A 22279-nucleotide genomic window follows, 5' to 3' on the forward strand; every position below is an offset into this window, starting at 1 on the left:
CCGGTCGGCAAGGGGCTCCCCTCGGCCGGGCCGACACTGCCGGCGCGCGCCTACTCCCCGCCTTCGAGGATCGCGTCGACGAACGCCTCAGGGTCGAACGGCGCGAGGTCGTCGGGGCCCTCCCCCAGGCCCACCAGCTTGACCGGGACCCCCAGTTCGCGCTGGACCTGGATGATGATGCCGCCCTTGGCCGTGCCGTCGAGCTTGGTGAGCACGATCCCGGAGATGTTGACCACCTCGGCGAACACCCGCGCCTGGCGGAGCCCGTTCTGGCCGGTGGTGGCGTCCAGCACCAGCAGGACGTCGTCGACCGGCGTCTGCTTCTCGATGACGCGCTTGACCTTGCCGAGCTCGTCCATCAGCCCGGTCTTGGTGTGCAGGCGGCCGGCGGTGTCGACGATGACCGTGTCGGCGCCGTCCGCGGCACCGCGCGAGACCGCCTCGAAGGCCACGCTCGCGGGGTCGGCGCCCTCCTCCTTGCGGACCACCGGGGCGCCGACGCGGCCGCCCCAAGTCTCCAGCTGGTCGGCCGCCGCCGCGCGGAAGGTATCGGCGGCACCCAGCACCACGCTGCGGCCGTCGCCCACCAGCACCCGGGCGAGCTTGCCGGTGGTGGTGGTCTTGCCCGTGCCGTTGACCCCGACGACCATGACGACCGCGGGCGAACCGGCGCGCGGCTCGGTGTGCACGGTGCGGTCCTGATCGGTGCCGATCTGCGCCAGCAGCTCCGTGCGCAGCAGGTCGCGCACCTCCTCGGGCGTGCGGCTGCCCAGCACCTTGACCTTGGTGCGCAGGTTGTCGACGATCGCGGACGCCGAGGCGACGCCCACGTCGGCGGTGATCAGGGTGTCTTCGATCTCCTCCCAGGCGGACTCGTCGAGCCGGTCCGCCGAAAGCAGGCTCAGCAGCCCCTGGCCGAACGCGTTCTGCGAGCGCGCCAGCCGGGCGCGCAGCCGCACCAGGCGGCCCGCCGACGGCGGAGGGGTCTCGACCTCCGGCGCCGCGGGCGCCTCGGGTGTGGCTCCCTTGGCGGCGTCCAGAGGCCGCTCCCGCTCCTCGGCCTCCTCGGGCTCCGCCGTCGTCGTGCCCGCGGCGCCGCCTTCGCGCTCCCCGGGCCGCGGCTTGGGCGGGGCCTCCGACCGCCGGGGCCGGATCAGGAAGGCGCCGCCGACGACCAGCAGGGCCACGACGAAGATGATCACGGCGAAGATCGTGTAGTCCATCAGTCTCCTTGCGTGTGCGTACGCCCTGGTCGATGCCGCTCGGACCGCGGACCGGGGAGGAGCCGCAACAGCCTCCAGTCTCCCAGACCACGGCTCTCGATCGGGTCACGCGGCGATGTATCAGCCGGCTCTGTTGCGTGTCGTCCGGAGGATGAACACGAAGAACGGCGCGCCGAGGAACGCCGTCACCACGCCCAGCGGCAGCTCGGCCGGCGCGATCAGGGTGCGTGCCGCGATATCCACCAGGACCAGGAACGCCGCTCCGCTAAGCAGCGAAACGGGCAGGATCATCCGGTAACCGGTACCCACCAGCCGCCGGACGATGTGCGGTACCACAATCCCCACGAAGCCGATCAGCCCGCTGACCGACACGGCCGCGGCGGTGGCCAGCGACGCCGCCGAGATCACCACGAGCCGCACGCCGGTGGCGTTCAACCCCAGGCTGGCGGCCTTCTCGTCGCCCAGGGCGAGCAGATCCAGCAGGTAGCCGCAGCCCATCAGCACCGCCACGCTCGCCGCCGCGTAGGGGGCGATCATCGCCACGTCGTCCCAGCCGCCGGTGCCCAGCCCGCCCAGCATCCAGGAGTAGATGCGCCGCAGCTCCTCCACCCGGATCATCTGCACCAGGTTCTGCGCCGCCGACAGGAACGACGACACCGCGATCCCGGCCAGCAGCAGGGTCGCGGTGCCGCCGCGGCCCGCCATGGCGCCCAGAGCGTAGGCGGCGGCCACCCCGGCCAGCGCACCCGCGAAGGCCGCGACCGGGACCACGGCCTGCGGCGCGTCCAGCAGCTGCGCCCCGAACGCAAGCACCAGGGTGGCGCCCAGTCCCGCACCGCTGGCCGCCCCCAGCAGGTAGGGGTCGGCCAGCGGGTTGCGAAAGACCCCCTGGTAGGCGGCACCCGCGCTGGCCAGCAGCCCGCCGACCAGGGCGCCCAGCACCACTCGGGGCAGCCGCAGCTCGACGAGTACGGCCCCCTGCAGCTCGCTCAGCGGGGATTCGATCGGGCTGAGCGGCAGGCGGCTCGCCAGTGCCGCGGCGATGTCGACAGGGCCGATGGACGCGGCACCGGCGGCCACGCCCATCAGCATGGCCGCGGCGAGCGCCGCCAACCCCAGCGGCGGCCACAGCCAGGCCGTCCGCACGCGTCTCACCGGCCCGCTGCTCCTACTGATCTTCGGCGGCGGCGGTGACCGCGGCGGAGACGCTCTCGGCCAGGTCCACCACGCGCGGACCCCACCGCGAGGAGATGTCGGGGTCGAGCCGGACGATGTCGCCGTCCTGTACGGCGTCGATCTCGTCGAAGGCGGGACGCTTGCGTACCTCCTGGACCACCTGGTCGCCGGGGTAGGAGAGGAAGATCAGGTCGGGGTCCTGCTCGACGACGTACTCCGCCGAAAGCTGGGGGTAGCCGCCGGCCGCGTCCTCGGCGGAGTCGGCGATGTTCTCCAGCCCGAAGCGGTCGTAGACCTGGCCGATGAACGTCTCGGAGGTGACCGAGTACAAGCCCGCGTCCAGCTCGTGGTAGAAGCTGAGGTCGGTGTCGCCGAGCTCGGCGGTGGTCTCCTCGACGATGCGGTCGACGTCGCTTTCGACCCGGTCGGCGACCTCGTCGGCCCGGTCGGCGTGACCGGTGGACTCGCCCAGCATGCGCATCTGCCCGTAGGCCTGGTCGAGGGTGGTGGCAGCGGGCATCAGCAGCACCGGAACGTCGACCTTGCGCAGCTGCTCGGCGGCGTCGGCGGCGTCGCGCGCCAGCACCACCAGATCGGGGTTGTACTCGGTGATCGCCTCGACGCTGGGCTCGAAGCCGGACAGGTCGGTCGTGGGCGCCTTCTCGGGGTGGTTCGAGTACTCGTCGACGGCGGCCACCTGCTCGCCGGCGCCGATCGCGAACAGCATCTCGGTCACCGAGGGCGTCAGTGAAACGATGCGCTGGGGCGGGGATTCGATGGTGACCTCGCCGGAGGCGTCCTGGACGGTGACGGGGAACGCACCGGCGTCTTGGTCGTGCTGCTCCTGGGCGTCCTGGCCGGTGTTCTGCGGGCTGCCGCAGGCGGACAGGGCGAGTGCCGCCAGCAGCAGTGCGGCCGGCAGGCGACGTGCGCTTGGCACGGGACTCCTTCTCGGGTCTCGGTGGGCGCGGCAGAGGAGCGGAACCCGCGCGCGTACGCGTCGTGGGCGGTCCGCCCTCCCGCGAGGGCAGTGGGCCGCGGCACAGCGGAGGCGACCTGGCTCGCCGCGCCCGTCGCCGGGCGCGTCTCACAGTTGCGGGGCAGCGCCGGATTCGCGGGGCCGGCGGCGCCGGTCGCCCGCACCGGACTTCGCTCGCACGGTGCCGTTGCCCTGCGGTTTCGTACGCAGGGCGCGATGTCCACTTTAGCCGTTGATTCGCGCCCCCTTGGGCCGGGGGTGGCGGCGACCGGCCCGACCTGCGCGAACACGTCCGCGGCGGTTCCGCCGCGCCCGGATTTCAGGGGCCGGGGACGGTGCGGTCCAGCTTCTGGCTGATGACTTGGGAGATCCCGTCGTTCTGCATGGTCACGCCGTAAAGGGCGTCGGCGGCCTCCATGGTGCGTTTCTGGTGGGTGATGACGATGAGCTGGGACGCCTCGCGGAGCTCGTCGAAGATCACCAGGAGCCGCTGCAGATTGGTGTCGTCGAGGGCCGCCTCGACCTCGTCCATGACGTAGAACGGCGACGGGCGCGCCTTGAAGATCGCGGCGAGGAAGGCGACCGCGGTCAGCGAGCGCTCGCCGCCGGAGAGCAGCGAGAGGCGCTTGACCTTCTTGCCGGGCGGGCGGGCCTCGACCTCGACGCCGGTGGCGAGCATGTCGCCGGGTTCACTGAGCACCAGCCGGCCCTCGCCGCCGGGAAACAGCCGGCCGAAGATCTGCGCGAACTCCCGCTCGACGTCGGCGAACGCGGCCGAGAACACCTCCTGCACCCGCGCGTCGACCTGCTCGACCACCGACAGCAGGTCGCGCCTGGTCTTCTTCAGGTCCTCCAACTGGGCGTTGAGGAAGGCGTGGCGCTCCTCCAGCGCGGCGTACTCCTCCAGCGCCAGCGGATTGATCTTGCCGAGCTGGTTGAGCTGCCGCTCCGCGCTGCGGGCGCGCTTCTCCTGCACCTCGCGCACGTAGGGGACGGCGACCGCCTCGTCCTCCTTGGCGTCGGCGGGCGGCGGCACGGGCACCCGGGGCCCGTACTCCTCGACGAGCACGGAGACCTCGATGCCCATCTCCTCCACGGCCTTGGTCTCCAGCTGCTCCAGGCGCAGCTTGCGCTCGGCGCGCGCGACCTCGCTACCGTGCACGGAGTTGACGAGCTTCTCCAGTTCCACCGACAGCTCGCGCACCCGGGCACGCACCGTCTTCAGCTCGGCGTCGCGGGCGGCGCGCTCCTGCTCGGCCTCTTTGCGCTCGGCGTCGGCGGCGGCCAAGGAGGACTCGATGCGTTTCAGCGCCAGGGCGGCCGACTCGGCAACGGCCTCGGCGACCCGCGACTGGCTGCGGCGGCGGGCGCGGCGCTCGGTGGCGCGGCGGCGGGACTCCCGCTCCTCGGCGGCGGCGCGCAGCAGCCCTTCGGCCCGGCCCGCGATGGAGCGCACCCGCTCCTCGGAGGTGCGCACCGCCAGGCGGGACTCGGTCTCCTTGGCGCGGGCGGCGCTGGCCTGCTCGGCCAGAGTGTCGCGCCGCTCGGTATCGGGCTCGCCGTCGTCGACGGGTTCGGCCTCGGCTTCGGTGAGCCGCTCCTCCAGCGCGGCGAGGTCGTCCAGGTCGCTTTGGCGGGCGGTGCCGGCTTTCGCCGCGGCGGAGGTGTAGCGCTCGACCTCGGCGGCGGCCGCGCGGGCCTGTCCGCCGAGCTTGCCCAGCTGCTGGGCGACGTCGTTGCGCTGCTTGTCGGCGGCCCGGCGGCGCGCGGTGACCTCGTCCAGCGCGACGGCGAGGTCGCCGCGTTCGCGCCGGGCCGCGGCGAGGCGCTCGGCGGCGTCCTCGGCGGCCGCCGCGGCAGCGGCCAGCTGCTCGTCGGCCTCGTCCACGGCCGCCTGCACCTCCAGCAGGCTGGGCGCGGTGGCCGATCCGCCCTGGACCAGTCCGGTGCTGTAGACGTCACCGTCGGCGGTGACGGCGCGCAGCCGAGGCGAAGCCGCGAGCAGCTCGCGGGCCGCCTCGGCGTCGGCGACCAGCACGACGCGGTCCAGCAGCGCGGCGACAGCCGAGCGCAACCGCTCCGGGGGCCTCACCGCGTCGGCGGCGTAGCGGAACCCGTCGTGCAGCCGCGGCCAGTCCGCGCGGGCCTCGGCTCCGGCGCCGTCGGCGACGACGACGCTCGCCCGACCGGCGTCCTCGGTCTTGAGCAGCTCGACGGCCGAGCGGGCGGTATCGGGGTCCTCGGCGGCCACGGCCTCGGACGCGGCCCCGAACGCGGCGGCAACGGCGGTCTCGTGGCCGGGTTCGACGTCCACCAGGGTCGCCAGCGAACCGAGCAGGCCCGGCAGGCGCTCCCGGGCCGCGAGCAGCGCGGCGGCGCCGTCCTTGCGGTTCAGGCCCATCTCCAGGGCCTCCTTGCGCGCGGCGAGCGCGGCGCGCTCCCGCTCGGCGGTGCGCTCGGTCTCGCGCAGCTCCTCCAGACGCGCGTCCATATCGGCCAGGCGCCGCTTCGCGTCGTCCTGGGCGGTGTCGAGTTCGGCGTCGCCCTCGTCGAGCCCGGCGGAGTCGGCCTGGGCCTGCTCGTACTCGGCCTGTTGGGCCTCGGCGCGCTCGCGGGCCTCCACGGCGGCGGCGTCCAGCCGCTCGACCTCGGCCTCGCTGGCGGCGAGCCTGCTGCGCAGCGCGTCCACGCGCCCGCGCAGCTTGGCCAGCCCTTCGCGGCGGTCGGCGGCGGCGCGGGCGGCCGCGGCGACGCGCCGCTCCTCCTCCTGCAGCGCCTCCTCGGCGGCGGTGCGATCGGCGACGGCGGCCTCCAGCGTCTCGCGCGCGTCGTCGAGCCGGTACTGCAGCTCCTCCTCCTGCGCGCGGGCCTCCTCGGCCTCCCGCTCCAGCTCGGCCGGATCGCGACCGGTGCGCTCCTGCTCCGGCTCGGCGGCGAGGTTGCGGTGGCGTTCCCGGGCCAGGGAGGCCACGGCGCTCATCCGCTCCTTGAGCCGGGACAAGCCGTGGTAGGTGTCCTGCAGGCGGGCGAGAACCGGGGCGGCCTCGCCGGCGGCGGTGTCCAGCCGCGTCTCACGCGCCTGGGCGTCGGCCAGCGACTTCTCGGCGGCCTCGCGCCGGCTGCGCACCGCGGCCTCGTCGGCCTCCTCCTTCTCCAGCGCCTCACGCAGGGTGACGATGTCGTCGGCGAGCAGGCGCAGGCGCGCGTCGCGCAGATCGGCCTGGATGACGGCGGCGCGCCGGGCGAGCTCAGCCTGCTTGCCCAGCGGTTTCAGCTGGCGGCGCAGCTCCGATGTGAGATCGGTGACGCGGTCGAGGTTGCCCTGCATCGCGTCGAGCTTGCGCAGCGCCTTCTCCTTGCGCTTGCGGTGCTTGAGGATGCCGGCGGCCTCCTCGATCAGTGCGCGGCGCTCGTCGGGGCCGGCGTGCAGAACGGTGTCCAACTGCCCTTGGCCGACGATGACGTGCATCTCGCGGCCGATTCCGGAGTCGCTGAGCAGGTCCTGGATGTCGAGCAGGCGGCAGGTGTCGCCGTTGATGGAGTACTCCGAGCCGCCGTTGCGGAACATGGTCCGCTTGATGGTGACCTCGGAGTAGTCGATGGGCAGGGCCCCGTCGCCGTTGTCGATGGTCAGGCTGACCTCGGCGCGGCCCAGGGCGGCGCGGGAGGACGTCCCCGCGAAGATGACGTCCTCCATCTTGCCGCCGCGCAGGGACTTGGCGCCCTGCTCGCCCATGACCCACGCGAGCGCGTCGACCACGTTGGACTTGCCGGAGCCGTTGGGGCCCACGACGGTGGTGATGCCGGGCTCGAAGCGCAGCGTGGTGGCCGAGGCGAACGACTTGAAGCCGCGCAGCGTGAGGTTCTTCAGATACACGCCGCTGGCCCCCTTGTCCGCTAGCCGGCTCCGGTCGTATGGAGACCAAGGGTGCCATGAACCGGCGGCGTCCGTCTGCGCATTCGCCCCGGTGTCCGTTCCGATCCGCGGCGCCTGCCCACCCGTGTGCGCCCCTGGCCGTCTCGGGGGCGGCGGGGCGCGCGGGGTGGGTGGGGTGTCGGATTCCCCTGGGCGCCGGATCCGCGGAGCGCCGAAAGCGCATCCGCCGGGGGTTGCGGGATCGCACTCCCGGGTATGCCGCAGAGAGGATCTCGGTGAACAGAATCGTTCGATCGGGGAAACAGGGTCTCCCCTATGCCCCGCTCAGGGACGCCGGTCGATGATGGGGCGCCCCTTTATCGCGTCGCGGGTTGCCGCGGGGCGTCAGGCGAGCGCGGGCTCGCGGTCGGTCGCACTGACAGCGACGTCGGTCACAGCCGCGGAGAGCTGGTCGTTTCGCGCCTGAAGCCGACCGATCTCGTCTTCGAGGTCACGTACTCGTTTCTGCAGTCGCCGCATCTCCTGAACCATCTGAGGGTCAGGACCTCCGACGTGGCCAAACAGAGCCTTCGCCATGATGTGGGTCCTCCACACTGAGTGACCAGATTCGATTCACGCGCATATGAGCCTCGGGAGCGCCGTCGGTAGTCGGCAACTCCCGGTATGGAAAGGCGCGCGGTCCACTTTCCAGAGTCTCACCATGGGCGTTGCTGGTCAAGGTTGTACGAATGAGCAGGTTACGCGCCGTAATCGGGCAGGTCGCAACGCACGACCCGGCGCAGAGCACCCCCGTGCGCGCATCCAGCGGCCGATACCGGCGTCCGGACGGGTGCCCGCGAATCGTGTTGCTCCTCCAGGATACTCACCGCTCGGTGAATCCGGAGAACGCACCCCGGGGATTTTCCCATCTCTCGACGACCCCCGTCACCTCTCCGGGGGTCTCACCCCCGCCCAGCAGGGTGAGAAGTTCCTCGCACCGCGGGCGCGGCCCCTCGGCCACCACCTCGACCCGACCGTCGCCGAGGTTGGTGGCGGCCCCGGTCAGGCCCAGTTCCAGCGCCCGCGCGCGGACCCACCAGCGGAATCCGACGCCCTGTACCCGGCCGCGCACCCACGCGGTCATCCGTGCCTCGGAGTCCTGTTCCGAATCCATCGGCTCCTCCCCCTTCCGGCGTTTCACCCGCGCGGCGGGCGCTGACAGCGCGGGCAGCTGTAGGACGAGCGGTTCATGAAGGCGTCGCGCCGGATCGGCGCGCCACAGCGCTCGCAGGGCAGGCCGCGGCGCCCATAGGCCTTCAGACCGCGCTCGAAGTACCCGCTTTCGCCGTTGACGTTGACGTACAGGCTGTCGAACGAGGTCCCGCCCGCGGCCAGGGCCTCGCACAGCACCGCTCGGAGCTCCTCCAGCAGGGCGGCGACCTGCGGGCGGCGCAGGGTCGCCGTGGCACGCGCCCAGTGCAGCCGGGAGCGCCACAGCGCCTCGTCCGCATAGATGTTGCCTACCCCGCTGACGAGCGACTGATCCAGCAGAGCACGCTTCAGCTCGGTGCGCCGCCGCCTCAGCAGCGCGGAGAACGCGTCGTCGTCGAAGTCGCGGTCGAGCGGGTCGAGCGCGATGTGGCCGATCACCGACGGCACACCGACCGAGCCGCCGCGGGCGTCGTCGACCATGGGATCGACCATGAGGTGCCCGAACGTGCGCTGGTCGACGAAGCGCAGCTCGCGCTCGTCGGCTCCCAGCCCGATCCGGACCCGCTGGTGGCGCTCGGCGGCCTGCTCGCGCGGCTGCATCAGCAGCTGGCCGCTCATGCCCAGGTGCGCCAGCAGCGCGTCGCCGGAGTCCAGCGTCAGCCACAGGTACTTGCCGCGGCGCCGCACCTCGGTGACCGTGCGCTCACGCAGCCGCGCCGAGAAGTCGTCGGCACCGGCGGCGTGGCGGCGCACCGAGCGGGGGTGCAGGACGGCGACGTCGTCGACCGTGCGCTCCCGCACCCAGCGCTCCAGTCCGGCGCGGACGACCTCGACCTCGGGAAGCTCGGGCACCAGACACCTCAGTCCCGGTCGTCGGCCGGGTCGACCGAGTCGCCCGGGTCGGCAGAGCCCACCGCGTCGACCGGATCCTCGACGCGCGCCGAGGCGGCGCGGATGGCCTTCCAGGCGGACTCGGCCGCCTGCTGCTCGGCCTCCTTCTTGCTGCGCCCCTCGCCCATGCCGTAGTCGTCGCCGGCCACCCGCACGGTCGCGCGGAAGGTCTTCTGGTGGTCGGGGCCGCTCTCGTCGACGTGGTACTCGGGCACACCGAGCATCTCCGCGGCGGTGAGCTCCTGCAGGGACGTCTTCCAGTCCAGACCCGCTCCCAGGCCCGAAGCCGTGGCGATGAGCGGGTCGAACAGCCGGTGCACGAACCGGGAGGCCACCTCCAGGCCGCGGTCGAGGTAGACCGCCCCGATGATGGCCTCCAAGGTGTCGGCCAGGATCGAGGACTTGTCGCGACCGCCGGTGCCCTCCTCGCCGCGCCCCAGCCGGATGTAATCGCCGATGCCCAGGTCCCGGGCGACGTCGGCCAGCGCCCGCATGTTGACCACGGCCGCGCGCAGCTTGGCGAGCTGCCCCTCGGGCAGGTCCGGGTGCTCGCGGAACAGGGTGTCGGTGACGATCAGCCCGAGCACGGAGTCGCCGAGGAACTCCAAGCGCTCGTTGGTGGGCAGGCCGCCCTTCTCATAGGCGTAGGAGCGGTGCGTCAGCGCCCGCGCCAGGACCTGGGCGTCGATCTCGACACCGATCGCACGGTAGAACTCGCGGGCCTCGGCCGCGTTGAGCTGTGTGGCCACTCGACGTTCACACTCCTGATCTTCAGCTCCGCTCGCCCAACCGCGCGGTCGCTCCGGCGCTGGGCTCAACTAAGCCGATCAGGGACGCTCGAGGGCGAGGTGAGCGTCGCGGAGAGACTGCGGCCCTCCCCGGCGGCCACCACGGCCTCGGGATATGCCCGAACCGGCGCGGTCGTCTTCGGTTGTCGCGAATACCCGAAAAGCCCTCCGCGAGCGGGCGCGGTGGGGTGTCCCTGCGGGCGGGCCCGCACACGGCCCGCCGCGCCCGCTTCGCACGGCTCGCGTAGACCGGGCAGGCGGCGGCCCGGCGCGGTGTCCGCGCTCACCGCCGCCTATCCCGGAAGCGCGTGCGCTGCGCCCGGGCGGAGCCGGCCGCAGCTGCCCTGGTCCGGCTCTCCTTAGGAGACGTCGAGGACCTGGCGGTTGTTGTAGGTGCCACACGTCGGGCAGGCCGTGTGGGGCAGCTTGGGGTCGCGGCAGCGCGGGCAGGTGACGAGCTCCGGGCGCGACGCCTTCCACTGGGAACGGCGCTTGCGGGTGTTGCTCCGCGACATCTTCCGCTTCGGGACAGCCACTTCAATCCTCCTGGGTCACCCGCGCGGTCGCGGGAGCGTTACTTGCAGGGGTGCGCCCCGCATGGGCGGGGAACACCGCGGTGCTCCGGGGGTCCGTCTCCGCCCGGAGGCGAAGGCGAGACGCTCCGCGGAGCGGGCTCATCGGTCACCGAACTCCTCGCCGAGGTCGCGCAGCGCCTCCCAGCGGGGGTCGATGCGCTCACCGTGACCGTGCTCGGGGCCGGCCTCGGCGAGTTTCGCCCCGCACTCGGCGCACAGGCCCGGACAGTCGTCCCGGCACAGCGGCGACAGCGGCAGCGCGAGCACGACGGCGTCGCGCACCACTTGTTCGAGGTCGAGGAGTTCGCCCTCTAGATAGTAATCCTCTTCCTCGTCCTCGGTGTCCGTGTCCTCGGGTCCCAGCCCGTCCTCGCCGGGGTAGCGGAACAGCTCCTGGAACTCCGCCTCCACGGTGTCGTGGATGGGATCCAGGCACCTGGCGCACTCGGCCTCGTAGTCGACGCGGGCCCGGCCCGTGACGAGGACCCCTTCCATCACGGCCTCAAGCCGCAGGCGGAGTTCGATCGGCGCGCCCTCGGACACGGTCGCCATCCCCGTGGCGAACTGTGCGGGTGCGGGCACGGAGCGCTCGACGGTCCGCATGGAGCCGGGCTGGCGCCCCAGCGGCCGCGTATCGACCACCAGCGGGGCCCGGGCGTCTAGACGAGACAGAGTGATCGCGCTTTCAGCAGTCGCCGCCCCCGCTTGAGCGGGTACGGCCGGTCGGTGGTCGCCGGAACGGCGTCGCGGACGACTTCGGACAGGAAGAAAGACCACACCTGGTATAAGGGCGTAGCCGGTCCGCCAGTATAGCTACGACACGACACGCGGCCCAAATCAACCCCGCAAAGCTCCGGAAGAGGCCCGGTCCACAGCCGATGGCGGGGCGGTTGCGCGAGCGGCGAGGCGGCTCGTCTGCGCTGTGCGGCCTTGCCGGCCTGCCGGGCGGCGGGTGGCCTGCGGGGAACGACGGGCGCCGAGGGCGGCGGAGGGCCGGGCCCGCGGTCGACGCACCCGGTGCTGGCCGGTGGCCGTGGCCGACGCGAACGGGTCGGGTCCGCTGGGCGGCCTTGCTGGTCTGCCGGGCGGCGGGTGGCCTGCGGGGAACGACGGGCGCCGAGGACGGCGCAGGGCCGGGCCCGCGGTCGACGCACCCGGTGCTCGCCGGTGACCGTGGCCGACGCGAACGGGTCGGGTCCGCTGGGCGGCCTTGCTGGTCTGCCGGGCGGCGGGTCACCTGCACGAAAAGGCGGCACCGAGGACGGCGCGGGGTCCGGCCTGCGGTTGACGCACCCGGTGCTGGCCGGTGACCGTGGCCGACGCGAACGGGTCGGGTCCGCTGGGCGGCCTTGCTGGTCTGCCGAGTGACGGGGCGCCTGACGGGGAACGACGGGCGCCGAGGGCGGCGGAGGGCCGGGCCCGCGGTCGACGCACCCGGTGCTCGCCGGTGGCCCGTGCGGCGGCGGCGTTGGGCCGCGGCGGGCCGGTTGGCGCATCGAACGCGCGGTTTTCACCGGATTCCGGCCGCTGTCTGGTTAAAACCCTGCGTTGGGCGGTACCGGTCCCATCGAGTCTGTCTGCAGGGCTGGATTCGGCGCCGAATCCAGCCCTGCAGACAGACTCGGCGCGGCTTGGCGCGTCTATCGCGAACTTATGGTCGCAGGAAGGCGTATTCCGCGGCCATAAGTTCGCGATCATCGCCGGATGGACCGGCATAGGGGACCTACCGGCGCCGGCGGGCCGGCTGGGTGTCGCCGTGTCCCCTGCCGGGCCCGCACAGGGTGGAGGCAGCGCGGCGGGGCGCGGCCGCGGGCGCTCGCACGCCCCCGGTGGTGCGCCGGAACGGGGGCCGAGGGGGCGACGTGTCGCTCGTGGCGCCCGGGCGCGGCCGCGGGGAGCCCCACCCCCCGATGGGGTGGTTTTTGGGGTCTATGCCCGTTTTACGGGCGACCTCGGCAGGCGCAGCGGCCACGAGGGGCACGAAAAGTTGACGTCGGGGGCTGTTTTCGCGCCATTCGGTGCACCTCGTGCGCCATCCCCGCCGCAGCGCGGAGGCAGGCCCACCGATAACTCGGTCATTGGCGAACAAAACACCCCGTTTTATTTCGCATCGCGGAATGACGGCGCGAGAGTGGCACCTCGGGGCGGCGCCGAGGCCGATGCCACCGCACGTAGGTGCATTGCGTGCCCCCGGTCCGGCCGTATGACCACCGCCGACCGCCCCGTATCGGGCCCCGCCGACGACCGGGCGCCGCCCCGACCACCCCAGGCCCGGCCCCGCCGACGTCGTCGCTGCCCCCGTCGGGCGCGCCACCGGCGGGCACCCGGCCCGGTGTCCGCAGGCCCAGCCCACCGCCGTCCTCGGCGCCGCTTTTCCGTAAGACCACCCGTCGCCCGGCAGACCAACAAGGCCGCACAGCAGACCCGGGCCACCGCCTCGCCACCCCGCGGTGCCCTCGCCGCCACCGTCGGAACCGCCACCGGCACGCACCCGAACCGACGGGCACAGGCCCGGCCATCGCCGTCCTCGGTGCCGCCTTTCCCTCCAGGGCGCCTTGTTCCCGCCCGGTATCAAGACCGCACAGCGCAGCGGGGGCGCCGCTCCAGGCGGGGGCGCGCCGAGCGGACGGGCACACGGCACTCGGGAACTCAGGGAACGGAACTGAGGAACTCGCGAACTCGGGAACCCGACGACGTCCCGTTAGCTGGGCCGACTCGCTTTTAGCTAGGCGGACTCGCTCTTGTACTTGTCGCGCAGCCGCTGCTCCACATTGGGCGTGACGAGGCTGCTCACGTCGCCGCCGTACTGGGCGATCTCGCGCACGAGGCTGGAGCTGAGGAAGGAGTACTGCGGATTGGCCGTCATGAACAGCGTCTCGACGCCCGCCAGCCGGTAGTTCATCTGGGCGATCTGCAGTTCGTAGTCGAAGTCGCTGACCGAGCGCAGGCTGCGGATGATCGCGCCGATGCCGTTGTCCCGGCAGAAGTCCACCAGCAGGCCGCTGAACTGCGAGATGGACACGTTGGAGAGGTCCGCGGTGCACTCGCGGAGCATCTCGGTCTTCTCCTCGACGCTGAAGAGGCCCCGCTTGTTGACGTTGGTCAGCACGGCCGTGACCACCTCGTCGTATTGACGCGCGGCACGCCCGATGATGTCGATGTGTCCATTGGTGACCGGGTCGAAGGACCCGGGGCAGACGACGCGACGCACGTGGATCGTTTCCTCTCGACGAACGTTGGCTTCCAGCGCGAGCGGGTGGCGGAGGGCGGTGTTCGCAGGAGTGCTGCCGCGGAGCTCAGCGCGGGTCGGAAAGGCTCGCTGCGCGACCGTACCAAAGCGCCGCCTCGCCGTACCGGCGGACCCGGTCGGGCACGTAGCTCTCTGGCCAGACCAGGTCGTCGTCGCGGTCGGAGCGCTCCACCACCACCAGCGCACCGGGCCGCAACCAGTCGTGCTCGCGCAGCGCCGCCAGGACCGCGGCGACCTCGGCGGGGCCGGCGGCGTAGGGCGGATCGGCCACCGCGACGTCATAGGCGCCGTCGCGCGGCCCCTCGTCGAGCACCCGCCGCACCCGCCCGGCGGCCACGCGCGCGCCGGGCAGCCCCAGCGAGGAGATGTTGGCCCGCAGCGTGGCCACCGCCTTGCGGTCGGACTCCACGAGCAGGGCGTGGTCGGCCCCGCGGGAGAGGGCTTCCAGTCCGATCGCCCCGGATCCGGCGTAGAGGTCGAGCACCCGGAGCCCCTCGAAGGAACCGAGGTCGCTCAGCGCCGAAGCGAACAGCGCCTCGCGTGCGCGGTCGCTGGTGGGCCGGGTGCCTCCTCCGCCGGGAACGGCGATCCGGCGCCCGCGGGCGGTGCCGGCGATGATGCGGGTCATGCCGGCCACGGTAGCGCGGCCGGCGGCGTGGGCGGCGGAGGGCGCTCGGAACTCAGGTCTTGTCCAGGTACTCCGCCCGCTCCTCTGAGAGCAGCGCCTCAAGCGCCGCCGCCAGCGGCGGGTGGGCGGTGAGCGCGGGATCCTCGGCGATGTAGTGGGCGGCCTCCTCGCGTGCCCGGCCGATCAGCTCCTCGTCACGCAACAGGGTGAGCATCCGCAGCGACGACCGCCGACCGGACTGGGCGCCGCCCAATACGTCTCCCTCGCGGCGCTGCTCCAGGTCGACGCGGGACAGCTCGAAGCCGTCGGTGGTCGCGGCCACCGCGTCCAGGCGCTCGCGCGCCGGTGTGCCCTCCTCGGCCTCGGTGACCAGCAGGCACAGGCCGGGCAGGCCGCCGCGGCCGACGCGCCCGCGCAGCTGGTGCAGCTGGGAGACGCCGAAGCGGTCGGCGTCCATGACGACCATGGTCGTGGCGCCGGGCACGTCCACGCCGACCTCGATCACGGTGGTGGCCACGAGCACGTCGATCCGCCCCTCCGCGAAGCGGCGCATCGCGGCATCCTTCTCCTCGGGCGGCAGGCGGCCGTGCAGCGGTTCCACGCGCAGGCCGGCGAGCGGACCGGCGGAGAGTTCGGCGGCGACCTCGGTCACGGCCAGCGGGGGGCGGGGCGCTCCTTCGCCGGCCGAATCTTCGGATTCGTCTTCGCCCACTCCGCCGGGCGCCTCGGCGGCGTCCTCGCCCGGTGCGGAGCCTTCGTCGCCGATCCGCGGGCAGACGACGTAGACCTGGCGCTGCCGTCCGGCCTCCTCGCGCACCCGCTCCCAGGCGCGCTCCAGGTAGTGCGGCTTGTCGCGGGCGGGCACGACGTGCGTGGAGACCGGCGCCCGCCCCGAGGGCAACTGGGTCAGCGCCACGACGTCGAGATCACCGTAGACCGTCATGGCCACGGTGCGCGGGATGGGTGTGGCGGTCATCACCAGCACGTGCGGACGGCCCTCGGCGGACTTCTCGCGCAGCGCGTCGCGCTGCTCGACGCCGAATCGGTGCTGTTCGTCGACGACGACGAAGCCGAGATCGGCGAAGGAGACGTGCTCCTGCAGCAACGCGTGGGTGCCCACGACGATGCCCGCTGCGCCGGATGCGGCCTCCAGCAGCGCCTCGCGGCGCGCGGCCGCGCCTTGGGACCCGGTGAGCAGGGCGACGCTGGTGGCACCGTCGGCTCCGTCGAGCCGGCCGGCTCGGCCGAGCGGCCCGAGCATCTCGCAGATGGAGCGGTGGTGCTGCTGGGCGAGCACCTCTGTTGGGGCGAGCAGCACCGCCTGCCCGCCGGAGTCGACGACCTGGAGCATTGCCCGCAGTGCCACGAGCGTCTTGCCCGCGCCGACGTCGCCTTGCAGCAGCCGGTGCATGGGGTGGGTGGAGTCCAGTCCCTCGGCGATGGTCGCACCGACGTCGCGCTGGCCCTCGGTCAGCGTGAAGGGAAGTGCGGCGTCGAACGCGTCGAGCAGCCCCGACTCGCGTCCCGGGCGGGGGCGGGCGGCGACCTCGGCCGCGTCGCGGCGCCGCCGGGCCAAGGCGAGCTGGAGCACGAACGCCTCGTCCCATTTCAGCCGGAGGCGGGCGCGGGGTATCTGCTCGGAGTCGGCGGGGCGGTGGACGCGTTCGAGCGCATCGTGCAGACCGGCCAGGCGGTGGCGGGAGCGCAGGTCTGCTGGAAGGGGGTCGGGCAGCTCGGCGGCCTGGTCCAGCACGTCTTGCACGCAGCGGGCGATGGTCATCGACGGCAGGTCCTTGGTGGCCGGGTAGATGGGGATGGGGCGCTCGGCGAACTCGCGGGCGCGGTCGTCGGCGGTGGAGTCGTCGGGCAGCATCTCGTAGACGGGGTGGGCGAGCTGCTTCTTGCCGCGGTAGGTGGAGACGCGTCCGGCGAACATGCCGCGCCGGCCCGTGACGAGTTCGCGCTGGTGGTAGCCGACCTTGGCGAAGAAGGCGAGGGTGAGCCGACCGGTGCCGTCGGTGATGACCGCCTCCAGCAGGCTGCGCGGCTTGCCGCCGGGGCCGCGGCGGAGATCGCGCTTGTGCACCGAGTACACCTCCGCGACGACGGTGACCTGCTCCCCCTCGGCCAGTGCGGAGAGGTCGGTCAGCTCGCCGCGGGTGGCGTAGCGGCGCGGGTAGTAGCGCAGCAGGTCGCCGACGGTGTGCAGGTCGAGCTGATCGGCGAGCTTCTTCGCGGCCGACCCCAGGGGGGTGCGCAGCGGCTCGTCCCAACGGATCACTCGGGTCTCCCCTCGCCCCGGCTGCCTCCTCTGCGGACACGTTAGAACGTTTGTACACCCTGGTGGCGACGCTGTGCCGTCGAAGCGCACAGCCCGCCGGGCCCCCGAGCGCGCAGCGCGGTCCCGGGCAGCGGCGGCAGGCGGTATAGTGGCATACGGACGTGCGGCGTCCGCGCGCTTCCTTGCGGCCGCCCGCCGGGCCCGGGACCGGTTCCCGGGTACCCGCTCACGCGTGCGCGGTCAGCGCTCTGCACCACTGTGCGATTGGAAGTCGGTGCAGGTCGTCGTGTACGCTCCGACGGTTGGTGCGCCGCGCCAGCCTGCTCATCAGACCTCTCTCGGGTTGCCGCACCACGCCTGCGCGCGTGCGGATCCGATCGCTTGAATGGAGTTACCGTGGCTTCCGTCTGCGACGTCTGCGGCAAGGGACCAGGGTTCGGTAACAGTGTTTCCCACTCGCACCGCCGCACCCGCCGCCGCTGGAACCCCAACATCCAGACCGTGCGCACCCGCGTGGGCGGTACGCCCAAGCGCCTGCACGTGTGCACCTCCTGCATCAAGGCCGGCAAGGTCGATCGCTGAACGCGGGGCCGCTCCGCGCTCCACTGCGTCCATGAGCGCCACGGCCGAGGGTCGTGGCGCTTTTCGGCGTGTCCGGCGGACGCTGCGCGGCCGAGCACGGTAGTGCCCGCACCTCCAGGAGCAGACGCTCCCCCGTTGCGGCTGTCGGCCCGAGGGGATCAGCCCCGTTCCAGCTCGCAGGCGTGCCCGTTGAGCGAGCAGGAGACGGGGTTCTGCGTGCGTCCGTCGGCGGTGAAGCTGACGGTGACCGAATCGCCGGGGGCCAACCCGCCCGACCATTCGGGCTCGCGGGCGACCATGCCGTTCTCAGTGGCCCGCCACTGCACGTCCCAGGCCGAGGTGACCTCGGCGTCGGCGAACTCCAGCGCCAACTCCCAGTCGTCGAGCACCGCGGAGCCGGTGTTGGTGACCGTGACCTCGCCGGTGAACCCGGTGTCCGAGGACTCCACCGCCTGGTAGGAGACGACGCTCATCACCGATGCGCTGGACGCGCTGCCGCCGCTGCCTTCTCCCGCGGAGTGCTCGGGCCCGGCGCTGCCCGTGGGTGCCGGCCGCAGGCCGCCGCCGGATTCGGCCGGTCCGCTCTCCTGGGCGGCCGGCGGTTCGCTGAAACGCAGGTAGATCTGGGTCGTGCTGTAGCCGAAGAGGGTGAGCGCGAGGGTGACGCCGGAGACGAGCAGCACGTTGAGCAGGCGCGGCGGCTGGACTTTCTTGGGCACGGTGCTGCCCAGGAAGTAGCCGACCGCGGCGAGCCGAGTCTTGTCCGCGGGTTCGGAGCGGTGCGCGCCGCGGCGCGGTTGGGCGAGCGGATCGCGGCGGTCGGACCTCATACGCTCGGAGATGTCCGGTCGCGGCGCCGGCGATCCCTGCTGGGACCGGTTATCGGTTCCACGTGGCCGCACGGTGACCCCGTTCAGGTGCAGATTGACGAAGCAGCCAGAGCCTAGCGTGATTCAGCCTTCGAAACCGACATCCTAACCCGGCGTCCGTGGACCCTGACATAGTGTTCACCCTTTTCGGCAACCTTGGGTACTTCTGTGGCTAATGCGGCTTTGATGGCTGAATGACCGGTTTCTCCGGTGCTGCGCTGTGCCGTGCCCGACACCGGCCGCGGCAGCGGCCACCGGCGAGCACGGTGCGGCTCCGGATCAACGGAAGTGCTCCCACCCCTGCGGCTCCGCGGGCGCGCCGTCGACGGTCACGCGCGGCCCGTCCTCGCCGGGGGCGGCGACCGATCCCACCACGCGCCAGTGCTCCGGCAGGTCGGTTTCCGGCGAGAAGACGGCGGCCAGAGCGTGGTCCTCGCCGCCGAAGAGTATGTGCTGCACGGCGCCGCGGCCGCCGCTGCCGAGCGCCTCCAGCAGCGCGACCGCCTCGCTCAGCGCGGGGTCCGGCACGAGGGCCGCGGTGCGCACGTCGATCGCCGTACCCCCGGCCCGGGCGATGTGCCCCAGGTCCCGCACCAGCCCGTCGCTGACGTCGAGCATGGCGCGGGCGCCGAGCCGCGCCGCGGCCGGACCCTCGGCGTAGGGCGGACGGGGGCGGCGGTGCTCGCTCAGGCACCGCTGCCACGAATCGCCGATGCCCGCGGCGGCCGACTCCGCTCGCGCACCCTCTGGGCCGCGGACTCCGGCCTGCAGCAGCGCGAAACCGGCCGAGGAGAGTCCGAGCGGTCCGGTCACCGCGACGACGTCGCCCGGCCGCGCACCGTTGCGGCGCACGGCGGGCCGTCCTTCCAGGTCTCCCAGCGCGGTGACCGACACGGTGATGGCGTCGGCGCCCACTGTGTCGCCGCCGACCACGGCCGCGCCGGCGAACGCGCACTCGGCGCGCATCCCTTCGGCGAACTCCTCGGCCCAGGCGACGGGGAGCCCGCCGGGTGCGGCGAACCCGACCAGTAGAGCCGTGGGACGGGCGCCCATGGCGGCGATGTCGGCGATGTTCTGCGCCGCCGCCTTGCGCCCCACGTCCTCGGCCGAGGACCACTCGCGGCGGAAGTGCCTGGTCTCGACCAGCAGATCCGTCGTGGCCACAACCCGCTGATCGGGCGCGGTCACGATTGCGGCATCATCGCCGGGGCCGAGGATTACGTCGTCCGTTCCCGGGAATCTGGCCGTCACGCGAGCGATCAGGCCGAATTCGCCCAGTTCCCCAATGGTGCTCCACACAGCCCTCAGGGTACGGTGACGCCTCGGTACCAGTGGTCTAGACCCTGCTGCGGGCCCGGAGGGCGGCGGGCCCCGACGGCCGGTACCGGGTGCGGCGAGGGGGCGGCGGCCCGGATGGAGCGGCCCGGTTCGGCGCGGCCGGGCCAACGACGAGCGACGGAGAGGTTCCATGGTGCAGGCATACGTGTTGGTCCAGACCGAGGCGGGCCGCGCGGCCGACGTGGCGCGCGACATCGCAGCGATCAGCGGGGTCACCCAGGCCGAGGACGTCACCGGCCCCTACGATGTGATCGTGCGCGCGCAGGCCGAGGATGTGGACGCGCTGGGCCGCCTGGTGGTGGCGAAGATCCAGCGGCTCGACGGCATCGCCCGCACGCTGACCTGCCCCATCGTGAACATCTGACCGGCGAGTCGGACCGATGTGAGATCCGGTGACGAAGACGTTGCGACGTTGTGCCGCGGCACTGGCCGCGCTGGCTGCCGCGGGCGTACTGGCGGGCTGCTCCCCGGCGACCGCGGAGCTGCCTGCGCCGTCACCGGGCCCGGCGGCAGACGACCTGTGCCGTGAACTGCTGGAGCGGGTGCCGCAGACGGTCTACGACCAGGAGCGCGTCGAGGTGCGCCCCGAGACCCCCTATGCCGCCGCCTGGGGCGACCCGCCGATCGCGCTGCGCTGCGGCGTGGGGCGCCCCGAAGAGCTGCGGCCCGACTCCGAACTGACGGTCGTCAACGGCATCGCCTGGCTGCCCGAGCCCGGCGAACGCCCGGACCTCTACACCGCCGTGGGCCGCGAAGCCTACGTCGAGATGTCCATCCCGGCCACCTACGGGGCCCCCGCGCAGGGGCTCGTGGCGATGAGCGACCTGATCGACCAGGAGATCCCGGCGCTGCCTGCGGGCGAACTCTGATCACGCAGGTTTTCGCCGGCTTCCCCGCCCCGCGCCCGCGGAGGCGCCCGGCACCGGAGCGGGCCGCAGGGCGCCTGCGGGGCGCCTCAGCGCTGCATGCCGCCTCCCAGCGCCCCGATGCCTCCGGCCTCCTCCAGTTCGGCGGCGTTGAGGTTGAGGCCGCCGGTGCAGGCCGCACCCGGCTCGGGCACGTTGGGGCTGCGCTCGAAGGCCCGCAGGAACTGCGACAGTCGTTCGTCGTCGGGCGACTGCAGCTCGATCTGGTTGCCCCATGCGCTGGCGACGATCGGCGCGGGCATCTCCTGTCCGTCGAAGGGACTGACGAGGATGTAGCTGCCCTGGGTGTAGAGGTCGTTGAGCTTGTCCACCTGCTCCTGGGGCAGATCCGGCTGGTAGGTGACCCAGACCGCGCCGTGCTCCAGGGAGTGCACCGCGTTCATGGACGACAGGGGCGCGTCGTAGACGCCGCAGTTCTGCCAGACGGCGTGGTGGTTGCCGCCGGCGGGCGGGCTCATCTTGTAGTCGACCGGCTCACTCACGTGGGTGTTGGTGAGGCTGTCGTAGGTCTTCAGGTTCTCGATGTCGGACGCCTGCACACCGCCGCCGCCGGCTCCGCGGTCGTAGGCGACCCAGACTCCGAAGCCCACCAACCCGGCGAAGAGCACTCCCGCCCCGGTGAAAGCGGTCACGCGCAGGATGCGGCTGCGCCGCTCCGCGCGCTCGCGCTCGCGGCGGCGCTCCTCGGCCTTGCGGCGTCGTTCGGCTGAGTTCTTGCCCATTGCGCTACTCCCGGGGGATGGATACGGAACGGTGGCGCTTCGTGCGCCGTTACTCTCAGAGCATCCCAAACGCACGATCGGCCGGAATCGTTCCCGTAGGTGGGGAAGAGCTTATGACGGAACCGGTGGACGAAGACACCACCCGTAGCCAGACGGAGACCGCTGACGACGGCTTCGACGAGGGCGGCGAGGCGGCCGCACCCGCGCGGCGCCGCCGCAGCGTGCCGCTGCTGATCGCGGCTCCCCTCGTTCTCGCGGCACTCATCGGGGGCTACCTGGTGGGGCGCCCGGCGTACCCGGTGGACAGCTCCGCCGACGCCGGCTTCCTGCGCGACATGAGCGTCCACCACGCCCAGGCCGTGGAGATGTCGCTGATCGTACGGGAGGAGGCCGACGACGAGGTGCTGCGGATCATGGCTACCGACATCCTGCGCACCCAGCAGGAGCAGATCGGCCGGATGCAGGGCTGGCTGGTGCAGTGGGACCTGCCAGCCCGCGGCGCACGGCCGGCGATGGCCTGGATGTCCGGGCACGGCGGCCACGGATCGGGCGGACAGCCGCCCGAGCGCATGAGCGGCATGGCCTCGGAGGCCGAGATGCAAGACCTGCGCGAGGCCGAGGGCGAGGATGCGGAGATCCTCTTCCTGCAGCTGATGATCGACCACCACGAGGGCGGCATCGACATGGCCGAGGCGGCGGTCGACCTCGCACGGAATCAGATGGTGGTCGGCTTCGCCGACGGCATGATCGCGACGCAGCAGAGCGAGATCGACGCCATGGAGGGCATGCTGCGCGACCGCGGCGCCGAGGTGACCTGAGCAGCGCGCCGGTCCGCCGCGGCACGCCGCCCCTGACATGCGTCCGCCGGGCCCGCGCCGCCCGGATCGACGCGGGCCCGGCGTCCCGGGTGATGTGTACCTCCCCCGGCCCCGGTCGACTTACGACGCCGTGTAGAACTACAGTTCGTAGTACTACGGGTCGTC

Annotated in this window: 20 protein-coding genes; 4 read left to right on the forward strand and 16 right to left on the reverse strand. The window is 72.7% G+C overall.

Features of this window, described 5'->3' with window-relative positions; genetic code table 11:
* Nucleotides 1–50 precede the first annotated feature (50 nt).
* The 13 genes from ftsY to recG form a co-directional block, all read right to left on the reverse strand.
* Complete coding sequence (gene ftsY, locus EKD16_RS19145) at nt 51–1223, reverse strand: signal recognition particle-docking protein FtsY (RefSeq protein ID WP_131099767.1); 1173 nt, start codon at nt 1221–1223, stop codon at nt 51–53.
* Nucleotides 1224–1343: 120 nt separating this feature from the next.
* Nucleotides 1344–2378 carry a FecCD family ABC transporter permease gene (locus EKD16_RS19150; protein ID WP_242677059.1) on the reverse strand — a complete coding sequence of 345 codons (1035 nt, stop codon included), beginning with the start codon at nt 2376–2378 and terminating at the stop codon, nt 1344–1346.
* Nucleotides 2379–2391: 13 nt separating this feature from the next.
* On the reverse strand, nt 2392–3339 hold the full coding sequence (locus EKD16_RS19155) for an ABC transporter substrate-binding protein (protein WP_131099771.1): 948 nt from the start codon (nt 3337–3339) through the stop codon (nt 2392–2394).
* Nucleotides 3340–3697: 358 nt separating this feature from the next.
* Entirely contained in the window at nt 3698–7255 is a 3558-nt protein-coding gene (gene smc / locus EKD16_RS19160) for a chromosome segregation protein SMC (protein ID WP_131099774.1), read from the reverse strand.
* A 384-nt stretch (nt 7256–7639) separates the two neighbouring features.
* Complete coding sequence (locus EKD16_RS19165) at nt 7640–7831, reverse strand: hypothetical protein (RefSeq protein WP_131099777.1); 192 nt, start codon at nt 7829–7831, stop codon at nt 7640–7642.
* Between the two features lie 286 nt (nt 7832–8117).
* Complete coding sequence (locus EKD16_RS19170) at nt 8118–8408, reverse strand: acylphosphatase (protein WP_131099780.1); 291 nt, start codon at nt 8406–8408, stop codon at nt 8118–8120.
* Nucleotides 8409–8431: 23 nt separating this feature from the next.
* Entirely contained in the window at nt 8432–9298 is an 867-nt protein-coding gene (gene mutM, locus EKD16_RS19175; protein ID WP_131099783.1) for a bifunctional DNA-formamidopyrimidine glycosylase/DNA-(apurinic or apyrimidinic site) lyase, read from the reverse strand.
* An 8-nt stretch (nt 9299–9306) separates the two neighbouring features.
* Entirely contained in the window at nt 9307–10086 is a 780-nt protein-coding gene (rnc, locus tag EKD16_RS19180; RefSeq protein WP_242677060.1) for a ribonuclease III, read from the reverse strand.
* Nucleotides 10087–10484: 398 nt separating this feature from the next.
* Nucleotides 10485–10661, reverse strand: coding sequence for a 50S ribosomal protein L32 (gene rpmF / locus EKD16_RS19185; protein WP_131099789.1), 177 nt, complete (start codon nt 10659–10661; stop codon nt 10485–10487).
* Between the two features lie 138 nt (nt 10662–10799).
* A complete protein-coding gene (locus tag EKD16_RS19190) occupies nt 10800–11342 on the reverse strand; it encodes a YceD family protein (RefSeq protein WP_242677061.1) in 543 nt (180 codons plus the stop codon).
* Nucleotides 11343–13425: 2083 nt separating this feature from the next.
* The gene (gene coaD / locus EKD16_RS19195; protein ID WP_131099792.1) at nt 13426–13911 is read right to left on the reverse strand and encodes a pantetheine-phosphate adenylyltransferase; all 486 of its coding nucleotides are present in this window, start codon (nt 13909–13911) and stop codon (nt 13426–13428) included.
* Nucleotides 13912–13996: 85 nt separating this feature from the next.
* Nucleotides 13997–14578 carry a 16S rRNA (guanine(966)-N(2))-methyltransferase RsmD gene (rsmD, locus tag EKD16_RS19200; protein WP_131099794.1) on the reverse strand — a complete coding sequence of 194 codons (582 nt, stop codon included), beginning with the start codon at nt 14576–14578 and terminating at the stop codon, nt 13997–13999.
* A gap of 52 nt (nt 14579–14630) precedes the next feature.
* Complete coding sequence (recG, locus tag EKD16_RS19205; RefSeq protein ID WP_131099797.1) at nt 14631–16859, reverse strand: ATP-dependent DNA helicase RecG; 2229 nt, start codon at nt 16857–16859, stop codon at nt 14631–14633.
* Nucleotides 16860–17255: 396 nt separating this feature from the next.
* Here recG and rpmB point away from each other — a divergent pair, with 396 nt between their 5' ends.
* Nucleotides 17256–17441, forward strand: a complete 186-nt coding sequence (gene rpmB / locus EKD16_RS19210) for a 50S ribosomal protein L28 (RefSeq protein WP_131099801.1) — start codon at nt 17256–17258, stop codon at nt 17439–17441.
* Between the two features lie 158 nt (nt 17442–17599).
* Here rpmB and EKD16_RS19215 read toward each other — a convergent pair whose 3' ends face one another.
* Together EKD16_RS19215 and EKD16_RS19220 are read right to left on the reverse strand one after the other, a co-directional pair.
* Nucleotides 17600–18271: a cellulose binding domain-containing protein gene (locus EKD16_RS19215; RefSeq protein ID WP_131099804.1), complete on the reverse strand. Its 672-nt coding sequence runs from the start codon at nt 18269–18271 to the stop codon at nt 17600–17602.
* A gap of 318 nt (nt 18272–18589) precedes the next feature.
* Entirely contained in the window at nt 18590–19609 is a 1020-nt protein-coding gene (locus EKD16_RS19220) for a thiamine-phosphate kinase (protein ID WP_131099822.1), read from the reverse strand.
* Between the two features lie 169 nt (nt 19610–19778).
* Here EKD16_RS19220 and EKD16_RS19225 point away from each other — a divergent pair, with 169 nt between their 5' ends.
* Together EKD16_RS19225 and EKD16_RS19230 are read left to right on the forward strand one after the other, a co-directional pair.
* Nucleotides 19779–20012: an Lrp/AsnC family transcriptional regulator gene (locus EKD16_RS19225; RefSeq protein ID WP_131099825.1), complete on the forward strand. Its 234-nt coding sequence runs from the start codon at nt 19779–19781 to the stop codon at nt 20010–20012.
* 28 nt (nt 20013–20040) lie between these two features.
* Nucleotides 20041–20517 (forward strand): DUF3515 domain-containing protein, encoded by a 477-nt coding sequence (locus EKD16_RS19230; protein WP_242677062.1) that lies wholly within the window; start codon nt 20041–20043, stop codon nt 20515–20517.
* An 86-nt stretch (nt 20518–20603) separates the two neighbouring features.
* On the opposite strand, the gene EKD16_RS19235 is transcribed toward EKD16_RS19230, so the two are convergent.
* Nucleotides 20604–21296 (reverse strand): DUF3105 domain-containing protein, encoded by a 693-nt coding sequence (locus tag EKD16_RS19235; RefSeq protein WP_131099828.1) that lies wholly within the window; start codon nt 21294–21296, stop codon nt 20604–20606.
* 113 nt (nt 21297–21409) lie between these two features.
* Between EKD16_RS19235 and EKD16_RS19240 the strand changes: the two genes are divergently transcribed.
* Nucleotides 21410–22114: a DUF305 domain-containing protein gene (locus EKD16_RS19240; protein ID WP_131099831.1), complete on the forward strand. Its 705-nt coding sequence runs from the start codon at nt 21410–21412 to the stop codon at nt 22112–22114.
* Nucleotides 22115–22279 lie beyond the last annotated feature (165 nt).

This window comes from Streptomonospora litoralis (assembly GCF_004323735.1).
GTDB classification, from domain to species: Bacteria; Actinomycetota; Actinomycetes; order Streptosporangiales; family Streptosporangiaceae; genus Streptomonospora; species Streptomonospora litoralis.